Source organism: Paenibacillus sp. sptzw28, assembly GCF_019550795.1.
Lineage (GTDB): Bacteria > Bacillota > Bacilli > Paenibacillales > Paenibacillaceae > Paenibacillus_Z.
The window spans coordinates 2304490-2327236 of sequence record NZ_CP080545.1 but is presented as its reverse complement, the minus strand read 5'-3'; the positions used below and the strand labels follow the sequence as shown (position 1 = coordinate 2327236).

Here is a 22747-nt window from a genome sequence, read left to right as displayed (position 1 = left end):
TGACATTATGAAATCCGACGGACATGGAATTGGTTAATCAATTCCTGCAGTTCCTCCGACATGGCGGTCAGGCCGGTTGAGGATCCGACAAGTGAATTCATTGAGATTTTCTGCTCTTCGATGGATTCCGCGATCTTCGCGCTGTTAGCTGCGGTTCGCCCTGTTATCGTTGACAGGTTCTCCGCGGTTGCGGTCAATTCTTCGGTGCCGGCTGATATTTCCTCCGTCGCACTGGAGATTTCCTGAATCTGGTACGTGACGTTTTTGGTTGCTTCCAATATTTCGGCAAGCAAACTCCCCGTTCGAGCCGATATCTGTATGCCGAGCCTAACTTCCTCGGTTCCTTGGTTCATCGCTCGAACGGCGTTCTGAATTTCACTTTGGATTTCCTTGATTACCTCAGTTATTTGGTTGGCCGAATTCTCGGACTGCTCTGCTAGTTTGCGGACCTCGCCGGCTACAACGGCAAAACCTTTACCGTGCTCTCCCACCCTTGCCGCTTCAATTGCAGCGTTAAGTGCAAGCAGGTTTGTTTGGGATGATATCCCAGTAATTATGGAGACAATATTGCCGATTTCCTGGGAGCGGCTGTCGAGCAATGTGATAGCATTGGCCGTTTGGGTCACAAATGCCTCGATTTGTTCCATTTGCCCGGCCACCTGCTTCACGACCTCGTTGCCCTCCAGCGATTTGCGCTCCATCTCGTAGGCTTCGTCTGCTACCTTCGAAGAGTTCGCGGCAATCGTCTGAATGACGGTGGCCATCTCAGCCATTGCTCTCGCCCCGTCCACGGACGCCTGCTCCTGGTTGCTCATTCCATGCGTAATTTCCTGCATGCTGCCTGTGATCGTCTCTACGTTCTTGCTGCTCTGCTCGGAGATGGAATAAAGGATTTTCGCCGAGTCCGTCACCGCATGGGAGGTGTACTGCACCTTCACCATCATGTCGTTGATCCGCTTGACCATCCCGTTAAATTTGGCGTTAATCAGCCCGAGGTCATCATTCCTCGTGCTTAGTTCCACGTCAAGGTTACCGTTGCTTACTTGTTCAATTCCGCCCATGAGTTCTTTGATCGGCTTCATTGTCCACCTTGAAATGAAATATTGAATCAAGAAGATGATGACGAGGAAAATAGCCATTATCGAAATACCGTTTATAAGCAGTTTGCGCAGACCATTCGGAACGGCGCTTGCATCAGCGTCAGCGGCGAAGTAGGCGAATATGTTTCCTTTAGCATCTTTGATCGGATAAGCAATGGTTGTCCATGTGCCGAAATCGTCAGTGTAGAAGCTGGTGAACGTAGGATTGCCGCTTTTAAGCATTTTGGCGAGCGCATCGGCAACCTCTTTAGGCTGGTCGTACATATCGCCAAGGTTCAGCTTCGCCTCTTCGAAAGCTTTCATCAAATTTGTAGGCATAGCCACCAACGAGGTTTTGTTGCCATCCTTTAATTCCGTACCGAATATGTATGCTTGAGCAATGTTCGGGTTATATTTATTGACCTGATCCAGATAAGCTCTCAGCTGGATTTGGACCGGTCCTTGATAGCTTTTCTCGGCGATGGTCTGTTGGACCTTGGCCGGGTCGATGCCTTTCGCCCATTCTTTAGTCAGCCCATTGATTTGTCCCTGAAGCTGATCGATCAGGATTTTTTTCTCGATGAAATACCCGGACGCTATCAGAATAGAACCGATAAGAACAATGTTCATAAACGATAATAATAGGTTCTTCGTGGAAAACGACATTCGTGTGATCTTCTGCATTTTGTCTCCGCTCCCGGTTGGTAGTCTGGTATAAGTTGATGATGCTCAAAATAATGTTCCGGCAATCTCCTCTCGATTGACATATTATGTTTTATTCTGAAGAATAGTAGAAAACAGAATCCCATAATTCGTCAGATCTTATTAATAATTATCGTAATTTTGCCTTGGAATATTTATAGTAAACAGCCATTGATTACAGTTGAATTACAAAAAAATTTAAAAAAAAATAAAAAAAGCCGACCGGGGAAAGAGATGCGGATCCCTTCCCGGTACAGCTTGAATTGATGCCTGATTGGGCTTATATTACTTACCGCTCCAGAGCTCGACGCGAGCTTTGACCAATTCTCCATAGCCTTGCTCGAGCTTAGTTACACCGGCTTTATCGAGATCTTTCATATACGCATCCCAGATAGCATCGAACTGTTCCGGCTTCGCCAGAATCGCTTCCGGAATACGTTTCCATGTGATGTCTTTCATTTTGGCTGCCAGGACGGTAACTTCGCTGTCGCCCGGTACGCTGATGTTCCACGCCGCGCCCCATGGTTTAACAGGGAACTCGTCTTCTTTCGGGAACAGGTCCTTCCACGTCGTTGCGCCGTATGCTTTCAATGTTTCTTTCTCAACATCATTGAAGCCTGCAACGATTTGTTCAGGGAAATTCGTCGTGTAGTAGTTGCCGGTCGAATCCTTCACGCCGTCGCCATAGTGACCGCTAAGCAGTGTGTACATGCCAATACCTGATTCTTTTGAGAAATTCGTTGCATCGTTGATTTTACGGTTGTTCACATCTTGCGGGATGACGCGCTTGCCGTTCTCGACATTGTAATGCTTGCCTTCAATACCCCAGTTGATCAGTACTTGCCCTTCTTCTGAAGCCAGGTAATCCAGGAATTTGATAGCCCGAACCGGATCTTTAGCCGATTTGGTAATTCCGACTCCATATCCGCCCATGAATCCGGTAGGCTGGAAGCTGTGATCCTTGTACTCTTCGGTGAGCGTTACCGGATAATGCCCGTAGCCGCGGTCAAATTTGCCTTCGGCTTTAAGCGCTTTCTCGCCATCGCCATAATCCCAGTCCTGGTCGATCAGACCAAGTACCCGTCCCGTAGCGACTTTTGCTTTATATTGGTCGTATTTCTGTACGAAGCTTTCCGGATCAAGTAAGCCGATAGCGTTCATATGATTCAACCAACGGAAATATTCTTTCTCTTCAGGACGTCTGTAATGATACGTCACTTGGTACGTTTTCGGATCGATGTAGTATTCGCCGTCGTCCGGTGCGCCGGTTGTGATGAACGCCGGGTTGGTTACGGAAATATACATATGCCAGTCGTCCGCGTTTAGCGTGAGCCCGATAGTCGGTTTGCCGTCAATGGTCGGATGCTTGTCTTTGTACGCTTTGATAGCGTTCTCGAAATCCTTTACCGTGCGGATTTTCGGGTATCCAAGCTCTTTCACCACAGCATGCTGCAGCTCGAAGCCGCCGCCGGCGTTGAAGGAAGTTTGATCAACGCCCGAATATGACGGAATGACATAAATGGCTTTGTCGTCGTTGCTGTAACGCAGACGGTTCATTTGATCGCCGAACAATTTCTTGATATTAGGCGCATATTTATCGATCAAATCGGTCAAGTCAAGCATTGCGCCGGCGTCAACCAGCTTGCTAACGTCGCCCTTTGCGCTTACCAAATCCGGATATTCACCACTTGCCGCAATAAGCGCGACTTTCTGTGCCGGATCACCGACTGCGAATTCAGCATCCAGTGTAACTCCTGTTTTCGCTGTGATCGCTTTACCGATATCGTCCTGCATGTTGTTCCAGTTCGGATTCGGGTCTGCACTGAAGAACGAGAACTTGATTGGTGAAGTATCCTCTGCAACAGCCCCGTCTTTGTTGTTTCCAGTGTTTGCCGCAGGCTCCTTCGTATTGCCTGTTTCTTTCGAACTGCTGCCGCAGCCTGCCAGAAGCCCGGCAAGCATCGTGACCGACAGCAGCACGGCCGACAGCTTGGATGTCTTTCTTGTCATGTCTTGTAACCTCCCAGTTTTACTGTTGCATAACATGTATATTGTATAAACAGGTTACCCTGCAGATACCGAGTTAATCAGCTTTTTACAGCGCCCAGCGTCATGCCTTTGACAAAATAATTTTGCAAAAACGGATAGACCAGAAGAATCGGAACCGTTACGGTTATCGTTATGGCCATTTTGATCGAATCCGGCGAAACCTTATTCAGTGCTTGCGTAACGCCTAATCGATAATCGCCATTGTTGCCTGTCGTCGTGCTTTGAAGTACCTTCATCAGCTCATACTGCAGCGTTGTCAGCGCTTCATTGGATCCGTTATATAAATACGTGTCGAACCAGGAGTTCCATTGGCCGACCGCAAGAAACAGCGCAATTGTCGCAAGCGCCGGCTTGCAAAGCGGCAGAATGACCCGCCAGTAAATCGTGAAATCATTGGCTCCGTCGAGCTTCGCCGATTCCTGCAGCGCATATGGAATTCCGTCGATAAACGAGCGGATGACAAAGACGTTAAAGGCGCTCACCATGCCCGGCAGTACATATACCGCAAATGTGTTCATCATGCCAAGGTCGCGGATTAGAATATAGGTCGGGATCAAGCCGCCCGACACATACATCGTTAATGCAAGGCATATTGAAACGAATTTGCGCCCCTGGAAATCAGGCCGGCTGATCGTATAGGCAAGCATGGAAGCGCTGATCAGCCCGAGAATCGTACCGACAACCGTACGGAGTATGGATATTTTAAAGCCGGTCGCCAACCCGGAGAATGCGAAGATCGCCTTATAGTTCTCCCATGTGAACTCTCGAGGCCATATATAAATGCCGCCGCGCACCGTATCGGTGGAATCGTTAAGCGATATAGCCAGAACGTTCAGGAACGGGTAAAGCGTGATAACCGTGACGAACGTTATAGCGAAGTAAACCACAATATTGAACAATCTATCTGACCAAGGCGCCGCTGCATATGATTTTGGTGTGCTCATTCCGGCACCTCCTTACAGAATACTTTCGTTGGAATAACGCTTGAACAAGCCGTTAGCTGCAAACAATAAAATTACGCTTACCACTGAATTGAAAATATTAATCGCGGTACCGAAAGAGAATCTGGCCATCCCAAGACCGTAATTCAGGGCGTACAGATCGAGAACCTCCGAGTAATCCGTTACGAGGTTGTTGCCAAGAAGGAACTGCTTCTCGAAGCCGATGCTGATCAAATGCCCGATCGACAGGATAAGAAGAACGATAATTGTCGAACGGATGCCCGGGATCGTAATATGCCATATTTGCTGTATTCGGCTTGCGCCGTCAACCCTGGCCGCTTCGTACAGCTCCTGTCCGATACCGGCTATAGCCGCCAAATAAATAATCGTATTCCAGCCGGTTTCTTTCCATACGTCCGCTGCGGTTACAATGGACCAAAACAAGTTGCCCTTCGCCATAAATTGAATCGGCTGATCGATAAGATGAAGACCAACGAGGATTTGGTTGATGACCCCGCCGTCTGTCGAAAGCATCTTCGTTACAATACCGGCTACAACAACCCACGAGACAAAGTGAGGCAAGTATGAGATCGTTTGCACGGTACGCTTCATAAATTGATTACGGACTTCATTAAGCAGGACCGCAAATATAATCGGTATCGTAAATCCGGCAACCAGGCTCATACCGCTCATTGCCAGCGTATTGCGCATAATCAGGATGAATCGGTCGTCTGTAAACAAATCCACGAAATGTTTGAAGCCCACCCACTTCTGATCGAAAAAGGACTTCCCGGGTTTAAAATTCTGGAAGGCCATCGTCCAGCCCCACAAGGGTAAGTAGTTAAATACAAAAATCCATGCGATAAAAGGAATTGACATCAGATACAAATACCTTTGCTGCACAAACAGCTTCCAAAATCGGCTTTTCTTTTTTTCCGATATGACTTTTCTCTCTGTTGTTACCGCTTCCACAGTAATCCCTCCTGCTCTTGTCATTAATGATAAAGCAATTGAGCGTACGGGAGTACCCCAAGGATTTAGAGTAAAATCATATAGAAATTAGAACTATAGAAAGTGAATTCCACGTTAAAAAGTACGCGCAGCATAACGCGTACTTTTCGTTTGGACCCTTATGACAAACATCATTTTTTCCGGTAAGCCGAGGGTGAACTGCCCTCGTATTTTCTGAATTTGCTGTGAAAGTAATCGACATTTGTGTAGCCGACTTTTTCCGCAACCTGATAGACTTTCATTCCCTGCTCAAGCAGCTCTTTCGCCTTCTCGATTCGCACTTTATCCAAGTAGGTGTTGAAATATTCGCCTGTCGCATTTTTAAACAGCTTTCCCAAGTAGGCGCTGTTGTAATTGAATACTTCGGCAAGCGATTCCAGCTTCAAATTCTCATAATAATTTCGTCCAATCAAATCAATCATTTTCTTAATTTGCTTGTCCGTGCCTCGATCTGCCATTCCGTCCGACATTTCCTGCAGAAAACGGACAACATGCCGTACTAAGGCGGTGTAGGTCATCTGCTTGTAAATTTCCATGATTCTGACCGAATGCTGATGGCTGTTCGTTTGATTGTCAGAGTCGGCCTGCGCCAATTTACCCAGCACACCGGTAACGATCTGGACAAAGCCGGACTTGATCGCCTGCTCGGATTGTCTTGCGCGGAGCATCCGTTTTCCGGCGCTTTCGAGCAGCTGCTCCACACTGTCGCTATTCCCGATATCGATAGCGAAAAATATTTTATCCGCAACTGCGGCATAATCAAGAGGTTCGTCAAGATTCGGCTCAACAGGCTCGGAAAGGACGACCGGAATATCGCCGCTCGTAATAATACGGTCCGGCTCGTAATAAAAACGGACATGCATAAGCCGCTCCGCCTTCTCGTACGAGGAACGGATGTCATTCAATTTATCGACGCTGCCGCCTGCTGCTAAGGTAAATTCCGCACCCGCCTTAGCCATAAGGTCCTCTATTTCTTTATAGATTCCATTACGTCTTTGTTCGTTCTGCAGATCCTCCTTCAGCAGCAGGCCGAAATACGGCTCCATCATAAATGTGACTCCCCTGCCGGAATCCTCAAACATTTGAGATAACCCTTCCTTTATGAGCACTGTCGTGCCGGCTTCTATTTCCTGATCCCGCCCCTGCCACTTAAGCAATACAACCTCAAAGCTGTCCCACAGCAGTCCGGTCTCGGCAGCCTGATCATTCCCGTATAACGGCGCAGCTGCCCCTCCCCGGGTCAGAATCGACTGAATGATCATCTGCCGGCTCAATCCGCTCATCACATTGATTTTATGCCTGCTATCCGCTTCAGTCGACAGCGAAGCCTTGAGCTTCTCCAAGTATCCGATAAGTTCTTCTTCATCCACCGGTTTCAGCAAATAGCCGTCAACCTGATTAACGATGGCTTTCCTGGCGTATTCGAAATCGGCATATCCGGTTAGTATAAGGATATGAACCCCTTGACCGGCTTTCCTTAACGCTTCGATCAACTCCAGACCGCTTATTCCCGGCATTCGGATATCGACAATCATGAGCTCCGGAGAATACACCTTATATTTCTGCAGCGCTTCATTGGCGTTGGCCGCCGTATCCACCACTTCAAAGCCATACCGCTCCCATTCAATCAGCGTGCGCAGACCTTCGCGAATGGTCGGTTCGTCATCCGTGATCAATACCTTATACATGTAAACCGCCTCCAATCGGAATCGAAAATCGTACTTTTGTTCCTACTCCCGGTTCGCTCATGATGTGCAGGCCGTGGTCACCGCCATATGACAGCTGAAGTCTCATGTGGACATTCCGCAAACCGATGCGGTTATGCTCGCCGTCCTCCTGATCCTCCAGCGATTGATACAAGCTCTCCAATTTCTCCGCTGTCATCCCTGAACCGTTATCGGTAACTTCGATTTGAACCATGGTGTCGATCAGATCGACTTTGATGCTGACCATACCGCCTTCTTCGGTATTTTCCAGTCCGTGAATAACCGCATTCTCGACGATCGGCTGTATTATTAAAGGCAGCACATGAACCTGCTCTGCATTAGGATCGATGAGAAGCTCATATTCCAGCCTGCTCTCATAACGAAACTTCTGGATTTCCAAGTAACAGCGGACAATATCGATTTCATTCTGCAGCGTAACGGTCCGGCTGCCCGCCTCAAGGTTTTTCCTCATCATTTTACCCAGCAGTTTTACAACATTCGAAATTTCTTTCTCGCCTTTCATATGAGCCTTCATACGTATGGATTCCAGCGCATTAAACAGAAAATGAGGGTTTATTTGACTGGCCATCATTTTGAATTTGATTTCATTCTGCTTTGAGACCAGCTGAGCCTTCTGTTGATTGGATTCCTGAACCTCAATCAGGAGCCCGTTAATGCTGGCAACCATCGAGTTGAACTGCCTTGACAGCTGTCCGATTTCATCCTTCCCGTCAATTTCCAGCGCGATATCCAAATTACCGGTCGCCACCTTGGAAATATGCTTGCTTAAGCGAAGCATTCGCTTCGTTAAAAGCGTCGAAAACCAATAAATCAAAATTAGTGCGACAATAAGACTGATCGAAATGACAGTCAGTGCACGGATAATGATTTGGTTCGCGTCCTTCACAATGCTTTCAATCGAAAATACGGAAATAACGCGCAGTCCATTATGACTGGATACCGGTATCAGCGGTTCAATCATTATTTTGGACGATTGGCCGTTTAGGACCGCTTCGTACGTACCGTTTTGTTTATCGATAACGCTTTGGTCAAATTCAATATTGGCAAGGGTCTTGCCCACCCTGCCCGGTCGGTTCGCCGATATAATATTGTTGTTCTCGTCAACGATCATCGTCTCAAAGGTTTCCTGGTCCAGAATCGAATGGAGCATCTGGGAGTTAACGTTGATAACCAGCACCCCGCTGTTCAACTGGCTGCCAAAATTGATTTTGCGGATCAAGCTCAAATATTTGATATTGTCCCGCTCGTCTACTATATAATTCCATCCGATCAGCCCGCCGCTGTCCATGGCTTTCCGATACCAGGTTGTATTAACAATTTCTTCTTCAGTCTGAATAAATTCCCAATTGTTCAGAAGCGTCTGGTTATTGAGATAGACCCGGATATTTGATATCTCTTTATAGAGGTTGATGTACTCCTTAATATCGGGGTATTCCTTGTACGCTTTAACCACATCGTAGATCGTGTCGTACTGCCTGCTGGCAAGTGAAGCCAGCCTGCCATCGTTGGACAAAAGATACGAAATATCGTATGCGGAGTTTATAACCTCAGCCGTTCGCTTCTTAACCCGGTCCACATTCGCTGCGTTCTGTTCAAGAGCATTATCGAGTGCCTTACTGCGCAGCTCGCCGGTAAGAATCACGCCTACAATCATAACCGGAACAAAAACCACCACGATAAAAGAAATTATCAGCTTGGTCCTTAATTTCAAATCATTTATGCCGCGTATAAGCAAATCGAACATCGTGCTGCTCCCCCCTATGAAGAACGAACCAATTGCGGAAGCGTTTCCATTTCTCTTTAAATTGCTTCATCATTCATTGTATACGAGTCTTCCCCTAAAATATATGTCGAAATTCCGCCATTTTTCATACGATACTTTCTATATTTCTTGCCTTGTCGTCTTAATATAGTGCCTGACGGTACGAATGATCTTCATCGCATGGGGTACCCTATTTGATGGAGGTGTGAACAAGCAAATGAGAAAGATTCTGGCATTGCTCTTGTTGGTCCCTTTACTTTATGGAACGCCTACGGCTAAGGTTTACGGCGAGTCTTATGACAAGAAAGGGGAAACGATCGAACGTAAAGACACGATAGAGCCATATCGACGCGGGGGTTTTCGCTCGCCCAGACAAGGCTACAACCCCGGGGCAGGCGCCCCGCGCCGAACGACTCCCGATAACGCGGCCCGTCCGGCTCCTCCCAGAACGACCCCTGCTCCGCGCACAGGCTTTGGCGGATTTTTTGGCGGAATGTTCGGAGGATTGGCAATGGGTGCTATCCTCGGTTCGCTGTTCAATCCGTTCGCCGGTTTTTCGCTCGGTGCTCCTATGCTTTCGCTGATCAGCTTCGCTTTATGGGCCATAGTGATTTTTGCCGTCATTCGGATGTTTCGCAGGCGCAGAGAATCCTAAATGAATCCGCCTCGCGGCATACACTGACCGGCATCATGACACAAACATTGATGCTTCCGCTCGTTAAGGGGTCTACCTTAATGTTTGTGTCATCCATTCCACCCCGCCAAAGAAACACCCCTTAACAGAGGGTCAATTCAATGACCCCCATTAAGGGGAGGGAATTTGATGCTGCCGTTTACGGCTGTTCAATCCGGATGCTGAACGATGTTTTCGCCAGTCCGGCCGCAATCGAAACGGTATTGCCGTCCGCCGATACGGATGCGCCGTCTACAGAGGCAATTGTCTCATTGCCTCTCACCGTGAACGTGAGTGGCTTGCCGCTTCCTTCAATATCGACGTGTATCAAATCGCCTTCACGGCTTGCAATGGCCTTGAGCTCGGGTTCGCCCTTCAAATTTCGTACAAGCGCAGATGCGGTATTTCCATCCTCGAGGTTGAAGAGAGATAATTCCACGCCATCCGCGAAATCGTAATCGGGACGGACATCGTTTGCGCCTAGCGCTACAATAGAATTCCCGCGGACGAAGAGCGGCAGGTTGAAGAAATCATACGTTTCCTTACGCCACGAACCGCCTTGAACCGTTTCTCCGGTAAGCAAATGGGTCCATGTGCCCTTCGGCAAATAATATGAAACATGGCCTTGCTCGCTGAACACCGGCGCCACAAGCAGAGAATCGCCCAGCATGTATTGGCGGTCAAGCGTTTCTGTAGCGGGATCCTCCGGGAACTCAAGCACCATCGCGCGCATCGACGGCAGTCCGAGCTCCGCCGCTTGCCCTGCGGTGTTAAACAAGTACGGCATCAACCGGCATTTCAGCTTCGTAAAGAATCGCGTCACATCGACCGCCTCGTCGTCGTAAGCCCAAGGCACCCGGTACGATTTGCTGCCGTGCAATCTGCTGTGGCTCGACAGTAGGCCGAATGCCAGCCAGCGTTTGAAAATATGGTGAGGCGCCGTATTCTCGAATCCCCCTATATCGTGGCTCCAGAAGCCGAAGCCGGACAGTCCGAGCGATAAGCCGCCGCGCAAGCTCTCCGCCATCGATTCGTAATCCGCATAGCAGTCGCCGCCCCAATGAACCGGGAATTTCTGTCCGCCTACCGTTGCCGAGCGGGCAAATACAGCAGCTTCCTGCTTGCCGAGTTTGTTCTCGAGTACCTCGAACACGACTTTGTTATACAAGTAGGTGTAGTAGTTGTGCATTTTGACCGGGTCCGAGCCGTCAAAATAAGCTACATCGGTCGGTATACGTTCGCCGAAATCAGTCTTGAAGCTGTCCACGCCCATATCAACGAGCTCTTCAAGGTAGCCTGCATACCATTTGCATGCTGCCGGATTCGTGAAGTCGACAAGTGCCATCCCGGGCTGCCACAGATCCCACTGCCAAACATCGCCGCTAGGCTTCTTCACCAGGTAACCGTTTTGTTTGCCTTCCTCGAACAACCGGGAACGCTGAGCGATGTAAGGGTTGATCCAGACGCAAATTTTCAGGCCTTTCTCTTTGAGACGTTTCAGCATGCCGACCGGGTCAGGGAATACGCGCTCGTCCCATTTGAAATCGGTCCAATGGAATTCGCGCATCCAGAAGCAATCGAAATGGAAGACGTGCAGCGGCAGATCGCGCTCCGCCATTCCTTCGACAAAGCTGTTCACTGTAGCTTCGTCGTAGTTCGTCGTGAACGACGTCGTCAGCCACAGCCCGAACGTCCATGCCGGCGGCAGCGCCGGTTTGCCCGTTAAATCCGTATATTTACCCAGGACATCCTTAATCGTCGGTCCATCGATGACAAAGTATTCCAGCGACTCTCCTGGAACGCTGAACTGCACCTTCTTAACTTTCTCCGAAGCAACCTCGAACGATACGAGCTCCGGATGGTTGACGAACACGCCATAACCTTTATTGGATACATAGAACGGAATGTTCTTGTACGATTGCTCCGAGCTTGTCCCGCCGTCTTTATTCCAGATATCAACAATCTGACCGTTTTTAACGAATGGCGTGAAGCGCTCTCCAAGCCCATACACATATTCGCCTACGCCGAGATCAAGCTCTTCACGCATATAAGCCTGCTTGTCCGGGCCGGTAATATAGGCCATCGATTTCTGGGCGCTGCCGGTAATCCTCTCTGAACCCCTGTAGAAATCGACTCCCCAATCCGGACCTTTGCGGATCCGGACCGTCAACTCGCCGCTCGTCAGAATAACCGCTTCCTCATGCTCTTCAATCGCTACATGATCGCCGGTTTGCTCCGTCAGCTCAAAAACCGGGCCGCGCTCCATTACGCCTGCATGATGGATCAGCTTCACGCCGACCACGCCGGGGAGCGGCGAGTGAAACTTGACCGTAAGCAGCATCGTATCAAGCATATTCGAACGGGTCACAATCGGTCGCGGCGATACGTAAGCCGTCAGCTTGCCGTCCTGCTGATCGAAGTCATGCGCCTGCACAGCGCCAAGTACATTATAACCGTCACGGATAAGCCAATTGCCGTCAGTAAATTTCATGTATAGCAGTCCTGCCTTTCATCAGATAGACTTTTAATATTGATTCGTTTATAGTGACATTATACTGATATTAAATAGACAAAACTATTAAAATTCCGACTATTTGTAACACAATTATGATGAAAAAACGCTTTCACGCTGCTATTATTCCAATGTGAGTTTTGAGCTTGCCAAGCTGATTATTCGGGAAGTAGCACTGAAAACTTAAGCTTATGCTTCCGATGTGAGTTTTCAGCTGCAAAGCTGGTTATTCTGGGAGCAGCACTGAAAACTCTGAGGAGGTAAATATGGACCGCACGACAAAGCTGCTGCTGAAGGAGGACCGGCTGCACGGGGATACGATGCTGCCTCTTGCCGTATATGAGGTGAAATGCGAGCCGGGAGAAAAGGGCTTCGAATGCCATTGGCACGATGAGGCTGAATTTCTTGTGGTACTGCAAGGCGAGGCGCTGATCCAGGTCGATACCGAGTATTTTACAGTCAGGGCGGGAGAAGCCGTCTTCATAGACGGAGGCGATATTCACGCCGCGCTCGAAGCAGGCGGAGGAACCCCGACTATTCTGTGCGCAGTCGTATTCGATGCGAGTTGGCTGGCAAGCGGCAGCTATGATTCGGTACAGATGCATTATATTACTCCGCTCATAGAACGAAAGAAAACATTCCCCCGCCGGATATTTCCCGTAACCGAGATGGAGAAAGGTCTGCTCGCCAATCTGGCCAAAATAGTCGCCGCATACGAGTCGCGGCAGCCGGGCTTCGAAATTCTGACTAAGGGCCTGCTATATCTCATGCTCAGCGACCTGAGTGCGGAAGACGGAGCCGCATGCGACCGCAGCGAGACAGGCGCCGCGGACAATGCCAAAATCGAACGGCTAAAAACCGTTATCGTTTATATGCAAAAGCATTTTCAACGCCCGATCCGGCTGCATGAGCTGTCAAGCCTTATTCCGATGAGCGAAGGACAATTCAACCGATTTTTCAAAGCGATGACACGAACGACCCCGATTGAATACTTGAACGCATACCGCATTAAGAGGGCCGGCGAATATCTCATGATGTCCGATAAGAAGATCTCCGCGATCGCGATGGATGTCGGGTTTGATAATTTGAGTTACTTTATTAAAGTGTTCCGCCAAACGATGAAATGTACGCCATCGGAATACCGCAAGGAATATGGATCCCGGCTAATGCGTGCTAGGTAACGGGCTGCCAAGCCGCTTCACCTGCTCGTTAAGACCGAGCATTCTTTGATCGAGCACTGCAATCATGTCGGCTGTTTCCTTCAACTGCTCTTTAAGGTACGCCGGCATGTCCTCATGAAAATGGTAATAAATCTTGTGCTCCAGGCTTGCCCAGAAATCCATAGCGATCGTCCTGATCTGGATCTCTACATTGACATGCTCGATCCGATCGGACAGAAATACAGGAATTTCAACGATCAAATGCAAGCTTTGGTAACCGTTCGGCTTCGGATTCTTGATATAATCCTTCAGTTCAAGCACTTTAACATCGCTTTGCCTGCTTACCATCTCATAGACGCGGTACACGTCCGTCGAGAATGAGCAGGTCACTCTGACGCCTGCAATGTCGCGGATATAAGCCACGGCATTCTCCTTCGTCACTTCAAGACCTTTGCGCAGCAATTTTTCCGAGATGCTTTCAGGTGTTTTGATGCGGGTTTTTATATGCTCGATAGGATTATAATGCTGAACAAATTGGAGCTCCTCGTTTAAAATCGTGAGCTTCGTTTCCACTTCATCCAAAGCGAATTTGTAGGTCATGAGCATTCTGGCCCATTCCATAACCATCTGTTTCTCCATCATTGTCATCACTCCTTGTTGTACAGCCATTCTACTCTAAATATTACTTCTCAATGAACGGATTAGTTGCATAAAAAAAATACCCGCAATTTGTGCGGGTATAACAAAAACTTGTTACAGCCTGGTGAAACAAACGTTAATGAGCTGAAAATATGGCGGAATTATCTCTTTACCAAACGCATGTGAATTCCTTTTTTCGGCCTGAGCGTAATCGAAGGTTCAAGAATGACCGCATGTCGTTCGTCCAATTCAAAATGAAACTTTTGCATAATACCTGCAAGCAGCTGCACCGCTTCCATCATGGCAAAATTATTCCCGATGCTACCCGAGGCCCGGTCCAAAGGGGAAATAAACATAAGGGGGAAGGCTTTTTTCAAAATCCGGACTCCAGCGGTCTGGCACAAAGGATGCAGGAGATGAAAAGTATTCCGGGTGCCTGTGCATCACCCACTGGCTTAAACCGATCTCGCAGCCTGCCGGCAAACAATAATCATCAATCCATACATCTTCCGCAGGTTCACGGGAAATGAACCAAACAGGGGGATATAACCGGTGGACTCTTTAATAATCGCTTCAGTATAAAGGAGGCGGGGAATGTCTGAGAATACAGGCGTGCGCCCCTTTAATTCCGACTCCAACTCCTGCAACAGCTTGCCTTCTGCTTCCGGTTTCCTGGCAAGAGCATATAAAGTCCAGGACAATAGATTGGCCGTTGTTTCATGACCTGCGAGAAATAAAGTCATCACTTCATCTCTTAGTTGTTCTCTGGACATCCCCGTCCCATCGTCATCTCTTGCCAGCAGAAGCATTGATAATAAATAGCCATGATCATGATTATCGCCGCTTCTTTGGTCGATAACAGCAGGCTCCGCCGGCCTGAGATGGTGAGCATATGCTTGTGACGGGCGATACTAACTCACTCAAGTTCGTGCGCTGGACACGAAATAGTGTCACAGGTGCCACTATTCACCCGAGCTCGCCATGCTGAGCGTGAACAGTGCCACGGGGTCCTGTCAATACAGAAAGCCTCCAGAATCACTGTCAAAGTGAAGCTGGAGGCTTTTACTTGTATCATTCGTATTCCATGGAAAGGTAATCAGGATTCCTCATCCGGAACCGGGATGCCGAAATCTGGGGTACCGTCGCTGTTCCACCCGAAGCTTTGGGCGCGGGTATGACGATTGGGATCGTTAAGCGGATCTCCGGTTATTTCCTTATAGTTGCGCGCATGATAAATTAGGATGTCCGTCAAGCCGTCCTCGGCAATGGTGAAGCTGTTATGCCCCGGGCCGTATTGACCAGTCGTCTCACTAGTAGCGAAAACCGGCTCAGCCGATTTGCTCCACGAAGATGGGTCCATTAGGTCGTCCGTGTCGGACGCCGTAAGAAGCCCCATGCAGTAATGATGATCGGTAGCGCTTGCCGAGTAGGTGATGAATATTCGGCCATTACGCTTGACCACCGCAGGACCTTCATTAACGAGGTAGCCGATTTTTTCCCATTCGTACTCGGGCATTGTGATCATCTTTTGCGGGCCTTGTATCGTCCACGGATTGCTCATAGGAGCAATGTACAGGTTGGTGTTGCCGGGAATCTCCGGGTCCTTCTGAGCCCAAACCAGAAAACGGGTACCCTCGTGTTCAAAGGTCGTTGAATCCAGCGAGAACGATTCCCACCCCGTTACAATCTGGCCCTTCTCTACCCACTGTCCTTCCAGTGGATTTGCCGATTCATTCTCGATTACATACATCCGGTGATTGAACGCTTCATCGGATCTTGCAGCCGCGAAATAAATGTACCATTTGTCATCGATATAATGGATCTCCGGCGCCCAAATATTCGCGCTCATCGGGCCTGCATCATGCTTTCTCCAGGCGACAACCGTCTCCGCTGTACCCAGACCCTGAATCGTAGCGGACCTTCTCACCTCGATAAGGTCATATTCTGGAACCGAAGCGGTGAAGTAATAATACCCGTCCGTATGCTTGTACACCCAAGGGTCCGCTCTCTGAGGTATGAGCGGATTAATATATTGCTGCTTCATTTGCTCTTCTTTCGTTTGCATGCGTAATACCCCTTATGATTCTTTACTCAAACTAACTTCTGTTATTCGCCCGCGTTTGTTATTCTCCCGCGATTCCTGCACGTTCAACACTCTCCACAAAATGCCGCTGAATAAATAAGTACAAAATCAAAATAGGGGCAATCGTCATCAAGACCGCAGCCATAACCTGATTCTGCAAGGTCGGCGCCATTCCCAGCGCATCGCTTGCGGATACCGATTGAGCCATTTGATTGACATTCGCGTTTGCATTACCGTTAAAGATGGACATATTTTGAGCAAGGTTAAAATAATCCGGCACCATCAAATAGGTATTCGGTTCGAACAAGTCATTCCAGTGCCAAACGACAGAGAACAGGAATACGACGAGCATGGCCGGTTTCGCGAGCGGAAACATGATCATCCAATATGTTCGAAACGCTCCGGCCCCGTCAATCCTGGCGGCCTCTTCAAGCACAGCCGGCAGCCTGCGGTAAAACTGAATAAAGATAAGGACAAACAAGGCGCCTTTCAGTCCGTGGCCGAAGAGGGCCGGGAAAACAAACGGCAGATGCGTATTGATCCACCCTAAATCGCTGAAAAAGATATAAAGCGGCACGACGATCGTCTGCGGTGGCACCAGAAACGTGAATACGACTAGAGCCAGCCAGAACGTTTGACCGGGAAACCGGTACCTGGCGAACCCGTAACCGATGAGCGAGCAGCTTAGAATTTGCAGAACAGCGCTTCCGAATGAAATGATAACGCTGTTAATGAAACCCTGCCAATAATGAATCTCGCCGAAAGCAATGACATAGTTATTGAAGCTGAATGTTTTCGGTATCCACTGCACTGTGGCGTCGGCAACATCCTGAACTCTCATAAGCGACTGCGAGATCATGTACAGCAGCGGGTAAAGAAATACGAAGGAAAGACTGAATAAAACCAGATAATAGAAAATGTTCCCGGCAATATTCTTCCCCTGTTTGACATAGGTGAACTTATGAGCTTGTTTTACTTTATCTACGGTTTGCGCTTTGGGTAAGGATTGAACGCCAGTCGAGTTCATGTTACAGCCTCCCTTCCGTTGCGGCCAGGCCTTTCCGGAAAGCCAGAAAGACGAACCCGAGCAGGATGAAAATAATGATGAAATATACCCACCCGATTGCCGAACCATAACCGTAATCGTTAGAGCGGAACACAACGTTCAAGATATGATTCATAACATCGTTGTCTGCCTTGGTGAACGAGTTGACGATGCTGTAAAGCGTGTTGACGAAAATCATCGGCATGATCATCGGAAATGTTATTTTCCAGAAGCTTTCCCATTTCGTCGCTCCGTCGCACTTTGCCGCTTCATATAGCTGTGGGGATATTGTCTGCAGGCCGGCCAGGAAGATGAGAATTTGCACGCCCGAATCCCACATGACAAGCGTTAACGAGTCGGCATACTGCAGCAGAGGTTCGAGAATCTGTGCGGGAATGAATACAACCAGCTTCCCGAACAAATCATACTGGTAGAAGATTGGAAGCTTCGCGGCACCCTGCTCCAGCAGCTTACGCAGAATCGCCCCGGAGGCGATAATAACCGGCAGAAAGAATACCCCTCTGAAGAAAATCCTTCCGAACGATTTGCGGTTGAGCAGAAGTGCACTGAACATGGCGAAGATCAGAATCAGCGGCACCTGCGAGAGCATCTTACCGATCGTCGTTTGCAGAAGCGGCAGGAAATTGACATCCGTTGTAAAGGCGCCCCGAAAATGCGTCAGCCCGACATAGGTCGAGATCATGCCGTCTTTCGAAGGCTTCAAATCATGGAGCGAGTAATAAAACGAACGCCCAAGTGGGATTGCCATAAACAGGAGGAAGCCGATAATCCAGATCGAGATAAACGAGTATCCCTCAAAGATGTGCCTGGCTCTCATCGACATTCTTAACCGATTCTTCATCTCTAGCTTCCTCCCCCTGATACGGTATAATCGAGACCTTTGACCGTTTGACCGTCAACCGACTGGGCCGCATCCCCATAGTTAACGATGATTTGAATTCCGTTGGCGTAAGTGGTGCGGTATACGTGCGCACTTATCCGTTCATGGTTGATAATTTGCTGATCGCCGACCTGTTCATACAGCTTCGCAAATTCACTGTACTCCTCGGTCGACGGGTTCAGCCAATAGCTGGAGCTTGAACTGTACAGCCGGTCCTCTATCGTACGCTGCAGCTTGCTCGGCGGCTCGTAGGTCAATTCATAGCTCGGCAGGGCGCCATATTCGACTGCCCGCAAAAACTCTCTGCGCGAATCGTCCCGCAAGTTCGTCGGCTTCGAAGTGTAAGTGACTAGCCCATGGAGTACAAGCTGGTAGAATGGCACCGTCTGATCGGTATAAACAAAATGGCTCGAATCCATGGGGGCGTTATCAATTCGGTCAACATGCCCAAGCGTATAGGCAAAACCGTAATCAACCGACGTTTTCCCCACCTTTTCCTTAAACGCATCAAGAGCGCTTACCCAGGTGTCGGCGGTTTGCTCCCGGCTCGCCGGACTGTCCGGATCCAGATCGGAATAAACCGTATCTCCCATATATTTCAATGAAACGCCGGCAATCCCCAGATCCGCAAAGTCTTCAAGCTCATTCTTGATATGCTTGTCAAGCATGCGTTCAGGCTTCATGAAGTAAAACACTTCGTTATGATTGTTGTAGCGGCTGGCAATAAAGGAATTAAAGCTTTCCATCACTTCACGGTCGATCCCGCGGATGGCGTCATTTCTCTTGGAATAACCGTCGCTGGTCTCAAAAGGTCTGACATAATTAGCCTGCAGATAGACGGATACTCCTTTTTCCTTCGCGTAACTGACCAGTTCCTTGAGCCCTTTCGCACCGCCAAGCTGCCTTTCGACGGGAAAATGATCAGGCTGGTTGCCGTACAATCCGTCCTTCGACCAACCGGTGAACGTCAGTTCAAGGTTTTTGACCCCCATGCCGGCATATTGATCGATGATTGAGCGAGCCTGTTCAAAGGTCGTCATCTCGATAAAGGTCGTTCCGATGATCTCATCCCGCAAAAGTCCGCCAAGCAGCCTTACATTCAGCGGCATCGCATCCTGCTTCACCGGTTTAAGGTTCTTTTCCTTCATTAAATACTCGCGGTAAGCTTTGGCCATTCCGACATAATCGGCCTCTTTGTCCTCAAGCAGCACATAACGGATCTGTCGGTCGCCCGCTATATTCTTGCCTTGAAACAATGGAATCTGGCCCGACGAACCGATAAAGATTACATCCGATTTCCGGTACACCAGCTCAGCCGACGCCCGGTACAGGGCAATATTGCGAATACCGGCCGGAATGCCGTTAATGATCGCATCCTTGTCGCCTTTCGTGATGATGCCCAGAAATCCTGTTCCGTTCCGGTAACTCCCGAACACGGGAAGCGCGATAGATTCCTTCGGAGGCTTCTCCTGCCGCCAATACGGGTCGATATCATTGAAAGATTCGGTTTTAAATGCCAGATCCGGACCATATACGTGTTCGGAATAACCGCTGAAATATTTCGGGTGGTTCTTCCGAAACACCATCAGAGCGCCTGACCCGTCGGGGACGAAGAGCGCCCCTTGATCGGTCTCTTTTCCGGCGTTGAAAGCAGGAAGCACTTCAAGACTGGTCAGTCTCGCCGTTCCAGTTTCTTTGATGGAATCGTAAGGGACCGTTGTTTCCACTCCGTCATCAGTCAGTCGATACTCGACCGCGAAGGACATCTTCAGACCGGTCAGGTCGAACTGGACCCGTGCGCCTTGATCGATATTCTCGATAGTCAATTTCGTCCCGACTTCTTTTTTCAAGGTGTACGTCTGGGTAATATCCGATCCTTCCGTATATTTGATGTGAACCGGAGAGTCGAGAAATTTTTTGTTGTTCGGCAGCGTTTTCCGGTCTACTTGCGGCGCGCCGAGCCATTCTTTATGGGTTTGCTTATTAACCACCCTGATATTGGCTGTCTTAGGGTCCAGGTACAACACAAATTGGTTGTTCTCGGCGACCTTAGTCGTCGCCGTCACCGGATATAGAGAGCTTCGTGGCTGCAAAGTCAGACTCGTGCCCGCAGCGTTACCGCTCTGCGTCGCTTCCGCATCCTTCGTTCCGGCCGGTTCCGCATCCTTCGTTCCGGCTGGTTCCGCCGATTGGGCAGCCGCTGAGTCCGTGTCTTTGTTCTGGTCATTCTGCTGCTGTCCGGCCTGATCGGTCTTCTCCTCCGCACGTCCGATATAAGGGTAGACGACACTGAATGCCAGCATGATAACAATGCTCAGTGTACCGATTACTTTGTGCTTCTTTTTCATGCTTACCTCCTACATGCGGAATTTCATTTCTTTAATCAGGTCAACAACAAAATTGATCAGCTGATTAATCAGTCCGTACATGAGGATGCCGATAAACCATATGATCGCCATGCCGAGAAGGCTGATGAGCGTTATCCAGATCAACTTGCCGAGTTCAAAGTCATGAATGATTTTCACCTTCACGATCAGAAGCCATCCCATCCAGCAGAAGGTTAACATCGTCAGGGAGCTGTATAGGGATTGCTCGCTGAACGAAAGAAGATTCGTCAGCAGTGCGATCGGAACGATGAACAGCATATAAGGTACCATTGCGAATACGCTGCCGATAAATACCTCTTTAAATTTCCCTTCGCCGTCCATGATCGCGCTGACTCCCCAATTGGAGATGCACCAGGTCAGCCACGGCACGACGATCCATATGAACTCATGGATATAAGAAATTTCATACGGCTCTCGCGTCTGAAACGTATAGCTGGTCGCAAGTATGGAGAGCATTCTTGCGGCATAGACGAGAAGGATCAGAACAATTCCCTGAGACCACTTGAGCCGTCCCGGCTCTTGAATGTCGTGGTAAAAATCATAGGGATGGGCGAGAACCTGCTTCATCATGCGAATCGTATTCATTTTAGCTCCCCTCCCCTTACAACGGGCGGTTTACCGAATCTCGGTTCCCATAGCTTTCGCTTGGCCAGCCGGATACTCCATGGAAGCAAGAATCTGAAGATCAGTATCAGAAGAATAATGCCGCCCAAGATTTGGGCGAAGTGATCCCTTGCGTACTGCTTCCGGTATTCGCGGAACGCGTCCGAATAATCGTTTTTGGAACGGGCCAGACTGAAGTACTCCATTGCCTCTTGATAACGGTCCGACTTATATAACGATTTGCCGATTGCAAGATAGGCCATATCGAAATTGGCATTCATATCAAGGACTTCCTTCCACAGCGATTCCGCCTCCGCGTACCTTCCGTCGACGTACAGGTTGGAAGCTTGGTGAACCAGATCGGCAAAAGGCGTCGTACGAAAGCGGTCGATCCGGTTGCGCCCTTTATCCACGACATACAACATGCCGTCTGAGGTTTGATCGATACTGGCAGGCGTTGTGAACAAACCGTCCTGATCTCCGTTGCCGCCGAAAGCGAACAGCAAATTGCCCAGCTTATCGTATTGGAACACTTTGCTTGTCTGCAAATCGAGCGCGCTGATCAGACCGTCTTTGTTGACGGTAACATCGACAAATTGGGTTGTTTCAAAAGGTCCGATATCAAACCTGTCGCCGTAATTTTTGCTTCCGGGAAGTGTATCCACGCCTACGGGCGACAATCGTTTAATCTGATTGTCGTTCACTCCGAGCGTCGTCGTATAAACAAAGCCGTCCTGATCCTGGTCCATATTCGAGAAAGCCAGAGCTTTGACGGCGGATAACTGCTGCTTCTGCTCATCAGTGGCGACGAGCTTCACAAATAACCGATTCCAGCTGAATTCGACATGGTTGGCTCCGTAAAAGCCTTTAAACTCGCCCTTCTGGTTGATTTGCATAAGCCCCTGCGTGTTCCCGTCGCTCACGACAAACATATAATCACGCTTGTCCAGTATTACTTTGGACGGGGAGTATTGAAAGTCCTTGCCGAGAAGCGGGCTGCTTGGCGCCTTCAATTCCCTTACAAATTTTCCGGTCTTATCGAATATGGCGATGCGTTGATTCTTTGTGTCCGCAACGTAGACGGTGCCGTCTTTCTTGACGTATACGCCTTTCGGCTCCGAGAGCATGCCCGGGCCCTCGTCTGCGCCGATGACATCGATCACTTTATGCGTCCTGCTGTCCATATGAATGACACGGCTGTTCCCGGTATCCACAAGGTATAGGGTATCGTCATCCGCGATGAATATATCTTCGGGCGTGTTGAACGTCCCGGTCGGCATATCCGTACCGTCAATCGAATCGACATAAACGTATCCGTTAATGGAGCGTACGTCCTGGCCAAGTTTGTTCCAGGTATACCCTTCATAAGGAATCTCGGCCCGTGTATGCGCCGGCAGAAGAAGCATGAGCAGAGCGAGCATGCATACGGAGGCATTAGCCTTTATAAGAAAACGCTTCAAAATGGTTCACCCC

The 22747-nt window shown here is 49.0% G+C and carries 17 protein-coding genes and 1 pseudogene; 2 read left to right on the top strand and 16 right to left on the bottom strand.

The annotated features are described in order from the left end of the window. Window positions 1-5: 5 nt before the first annotated feature. From KZ483_RS10220 to KZ483_RS10195, 6 genes are all read right to left on the bottom strand, one after another. Window positions 6-1763, bottom strand: a complete 1758-nt coding sequence (locus tag KZ483_RS10220; protein WP_220352550.1) for a methyl-accepting chemotaxis protein — start codon at window positions 1761-1763, stop codon at window positions 6-8. A gap of 303 nt (window positions 1764-2066) precedes the next feature. Next, window positions 2067-3791: an ABC transporter substrate-binding protein gene (locus KZ483_RS10215; protein WP_220352549.1), complete on the bottom strand. Its 1725-nt coding sequence runs from the start codon at window positions 3789-3791 to the stop codon at window positions 2067-2069. A gap of 77 nt (window positions 3792-3868) precedes the next feature. Further along, window positions 3869-4774 (bottom strand): carbohydrate ABC transporter permease, encoded by a 906-nt coding sequence (locus tag KZ483_RS10210; RefSeq protein ID WP_220352548.1) that lies wholly within the window; start codon window positions 4772-4774, stop codon window positions 3869-3871. A gap of 12 nt (window positions 4775-4786) precedes the next feature. After that, on the bottom strand, window positions 4787-5743 hold the full coding sequence (locus KZ483_RS10205; protein WP_258881631.1) for an ABC transporter permease: 957 nt from the start codon (window positions 5741-5743) through the stop codon (window positions 4787-4789). 170 nt (window positions 5744-5913) lie between these two features. Next, complete coding sequence (locus KZ483_RS10200) at window positions 5914-7470, bottom strand: response regulator transcription factor (protein ID WP_220352546.1); 1557 nt, start codon at window positions 7468-7470, stop codon at window positions 5914-5916. Further along, on the bottom strand, window positions 7463-9253 hold the full coding sequence (locus KZ483_RS10195) for a sensor histidine kinase (protein WP_220352545.1): 1791 nt from the start codon (window positions 9251-9253) through the stop codon (window positions 7463-7465). The genes KZ483_RS10200 and KZ483_RS10195 overlap by 8 nt, the downstream gene beginning before the upstream one ends. 235 nt (window positions 9254-9488) lie before the next feature. On the opposite strand from KZ483_RS10195, the gene KZ483_RS10190 reads away from it, so the two are divergent. Next, complete coding sequence (locus KZ483_RS10190) at window positions 9489-9926, top strand: hypothetical protein (protein WP_220352544.1); 438 nt, start codon at window positions 9489-9491, stop codon at window positions 9924-9926. Between the two features lie 178 nt (window positions 9927-10104). On the opposite strand, the gene yicI is transcribed toward KZ483_RS10190, so the two are convergent. Continuing rightward, on the bottom strand, window positions 10105-12435 hold the full coding sequence (gene yicI / locus KZ483_RS10185) for an alpha-xylosidase (protein WP_220352543.1): 2331 nt from the start codon (window positions 12433-12435) through the stop codon (window positions 10105-10107). A 287-nt stretch (window positions 12436-12722) separates the two neighbouring features. Here yicI and KZ483_RS10180 point away from each other — a divergent pair, with 287 nt between their 5' ends. Next, window positions 12723-13637 carry an AraC family transcriptional regulator gene (locus KZ483_RS10180; protein WP_220352542.1) on the top strand — a complete coding sequence of 305 codons (915 nt, stop codon included), beginning with the start codon at window positions 12723-12725 and terminating at the stop codon, window positions 13635-13637. Here the strand turns inward: KZ483_RS10180 and KZ483_RS10175 are convergent. The 9 genes and pseudogenes from KZ483_RS10175 to KZ483_RS10140 all read right to left on the bottom strand — a co-directional run bounded on the left by KZ483_RS10175 (window position 13620) and on the right by KZ483_RS10140 (window position 22734). Next, the gene (locus KZ483_RS10175; protein ID WP_309568659.1) at window positions 13620-14258 is read right to left on the bottom strand and encodes a GTP pyrophosphokinase; all 639 of its coding nucleotides are present in this window, start codon (window positions 14256-14258) and stop codon (window positions 13620-13622) included. The genes KZ483_RS10180 and KZ483_RS10175 overlap by 18 nt on opposite strands. Window positions 14259-14416: 158 nt before the next feature. After that, window positions 14417-14632, bottom strand: coding sequence for a cytochrome P450 (locus tag KZ483_RS28450; RefSeq protein ID WP_258881801.1), 216 nt, complete (start codon window positions 14630-14632; stop codon window positions 14417-14419). Next, window positions 14577-15064, bottom strand: a pseudogene (locus KZ483_RS10170) (cytochrome P450). Before KZ483_RS10170 ends, KZ483_RS28450 begins: the two are co-directional and overlap by 56 nt. Window positions 15065-15351: 287 nt before the next feature. After that, entirely contained in the window at window positions 15352-16320 is a 969-nt protein-coding gene (locus KZ483_RS10165) for a glycoside hydrolase family 43 protein (RefSeq protein WP_258881630.1), read from the bottom strand. A gap of 58 nt (window positions 16321-16378) precedes the next feature. Continuing rightward, window positions 16379-17365, bottom strand: coding sequence for a carbohydrate ABC transporter permease (locus tag KZ483_RS10160; RefSeq protein WP_220352540.1), 987 nt, complete (start codon window positions 17363-17365; stop codon window positions 16379-16381). A gap of 1 nt (window position 17366) precedes the next feature. Further along, the gene (locus tag KZ483_RS10155; protein WP_220352539.1) at window positions 17367-18245 is read right to left on the bottom strand and encodes a carbohydrate ABC transporter permease; all 879 of its coding nucleotides are present in this window, start codon (window positions 18243-18245) and stop codon (window positions 17367-17369) included. 2 nt (window positions 18246-18247) lie between these two features. Beyond that, complete coding sequence (locus KZ483_RS10150) at window positions 18248-20632, bottom strand: DUF5696 domain-containing protein (RefSeq protein WP_220352538.1); 2385 nt, start codon at window positions 20630-20632, stop codon at window positions 18248-18250. Between the two features lie 9 nt (window positions 20633-20641). Beyond that, window positions 20642-21256 (bottom strand): Yip1 family protein, encoded by a 615-nt coding sequence (locus KZ483_RS10145; RefSeq protein WP_220352537.1) that lies wholly within the window; start codon window positions 21254-21256, stop codon window positions 20642-20644. Continuing rightward, window positions 21253-22734 (bottom strand): hypothetical protein, encoded by a 1482-nt coding sequence (locus KZ483_RS10140; protein WP_220352536.1) that lies wholly within the window; start codon window positions 22732-22734, stop codon window positions 21253-21255. Before KZ483_RS10140 ends, KZ483_RS10145 begins: the two co-directional genes overlap by 4 nt. Window positions 22735-22747: the final 13 nt, after the last annotated feature.

Bases quoted from the DNA above. Each gene is read 5' to 3' on its own strand.
- KZ483_RS10220 (WP_220352550.1), bottom strand. From the start codon at position 1,763: ATGCAGAAGATCACACGAATGTCGTTTTCCACGAAGAACCTATTATTA.
- KZ483_RS10215 (WP_220352549.1), bottom strand. From the start codon at position 3,791: ATGACAAGAAAGACATCCAAGCTGTCGGCCGTGCTGCTGTCGGTCACG.
- KZ483_RS10210 (WP_220352548.1), bottom strand. From the start codon at position 4,774: ATGAGCACACCAAAATCATATGCAGCGGCGCCTTGGTCAGATAGATTG.
- KZ483_RS10200 (WP_220352546.1), bottom strand. From the start codon at position 7,470: ATGTATAAGGTATTGATCACGGATGACGAACCGACCATTCGCGAAGGT.
- KZ483_RS10195 (WP_220352545.1), bottom strand. From the start codon at position 9,253: ATGTTCGATTTGCTTATACGCGGCATAAATGATTTGAAATTAAGGACC.
- KZ483_RS10190 (WP_220352544.1), top strand. From the start codon at position 9,489: ATGAGAAAGATTCTGGCATTGCTCTTGTTGGTCCCTTTACTTTATGGA.
- yicI (WP_220352543.1), bottom strand. From the start codon at position 12,435: ATGAAATTTACTGACGGCAATTGGCTTATCCGTGACGGTTATAATGTA.
- KZ483_RS10180 (WP_220352542.1), top strand. From the start codon at position 12,723: ATGGACCGCACGACAAAGCTGCTGCTGAAGGAGGACCGGCTGCACGGG.
- KZ483_RS10175 (WP_309568659.1), bottom strand. From the start codon at position 14,258: ATGATGGAGAAACAGATGGTTATGGAATGGGCCAGAATGCTCATGACC.
- KZ483_RS10165 (WP_258881630.1), bottom strand. From the start codon at position 16,320: ATGCAAACGAAAGAAGAGCAAATGAAGCAGCAATATATTAATCCGCTC.
- KZ483_RS10160 (WP_220352540.1), bottom strand. From the start codon at position 17,365: ATGAACTCGACTGGCGTTCAATCCTTACCCAAAGCGCAAACCGTAGAT.
- KZ483_RS10155 (WP_220352539.1), bottom strand. From the start codon at position 18,245: ATGAAGAATCGGTTAAGAATGTCGATGAGAGCCAGGCACATCTTTGAG.
- KZ483_RS10150 (WP_220352538.1), bottom strand. From the start codon at position 20,632: ATGAAAAAGAAGCACAAAGTAATCGGTACACTGAGCATTGTTATCATG.
- KZ483_RS10145 (WP_220352537.1), bottom strand. From the start codon at position 21,256: ATGAATACGATTCGCATGATGAAGCAGGTTCTCGCCCATCCCTATGAT.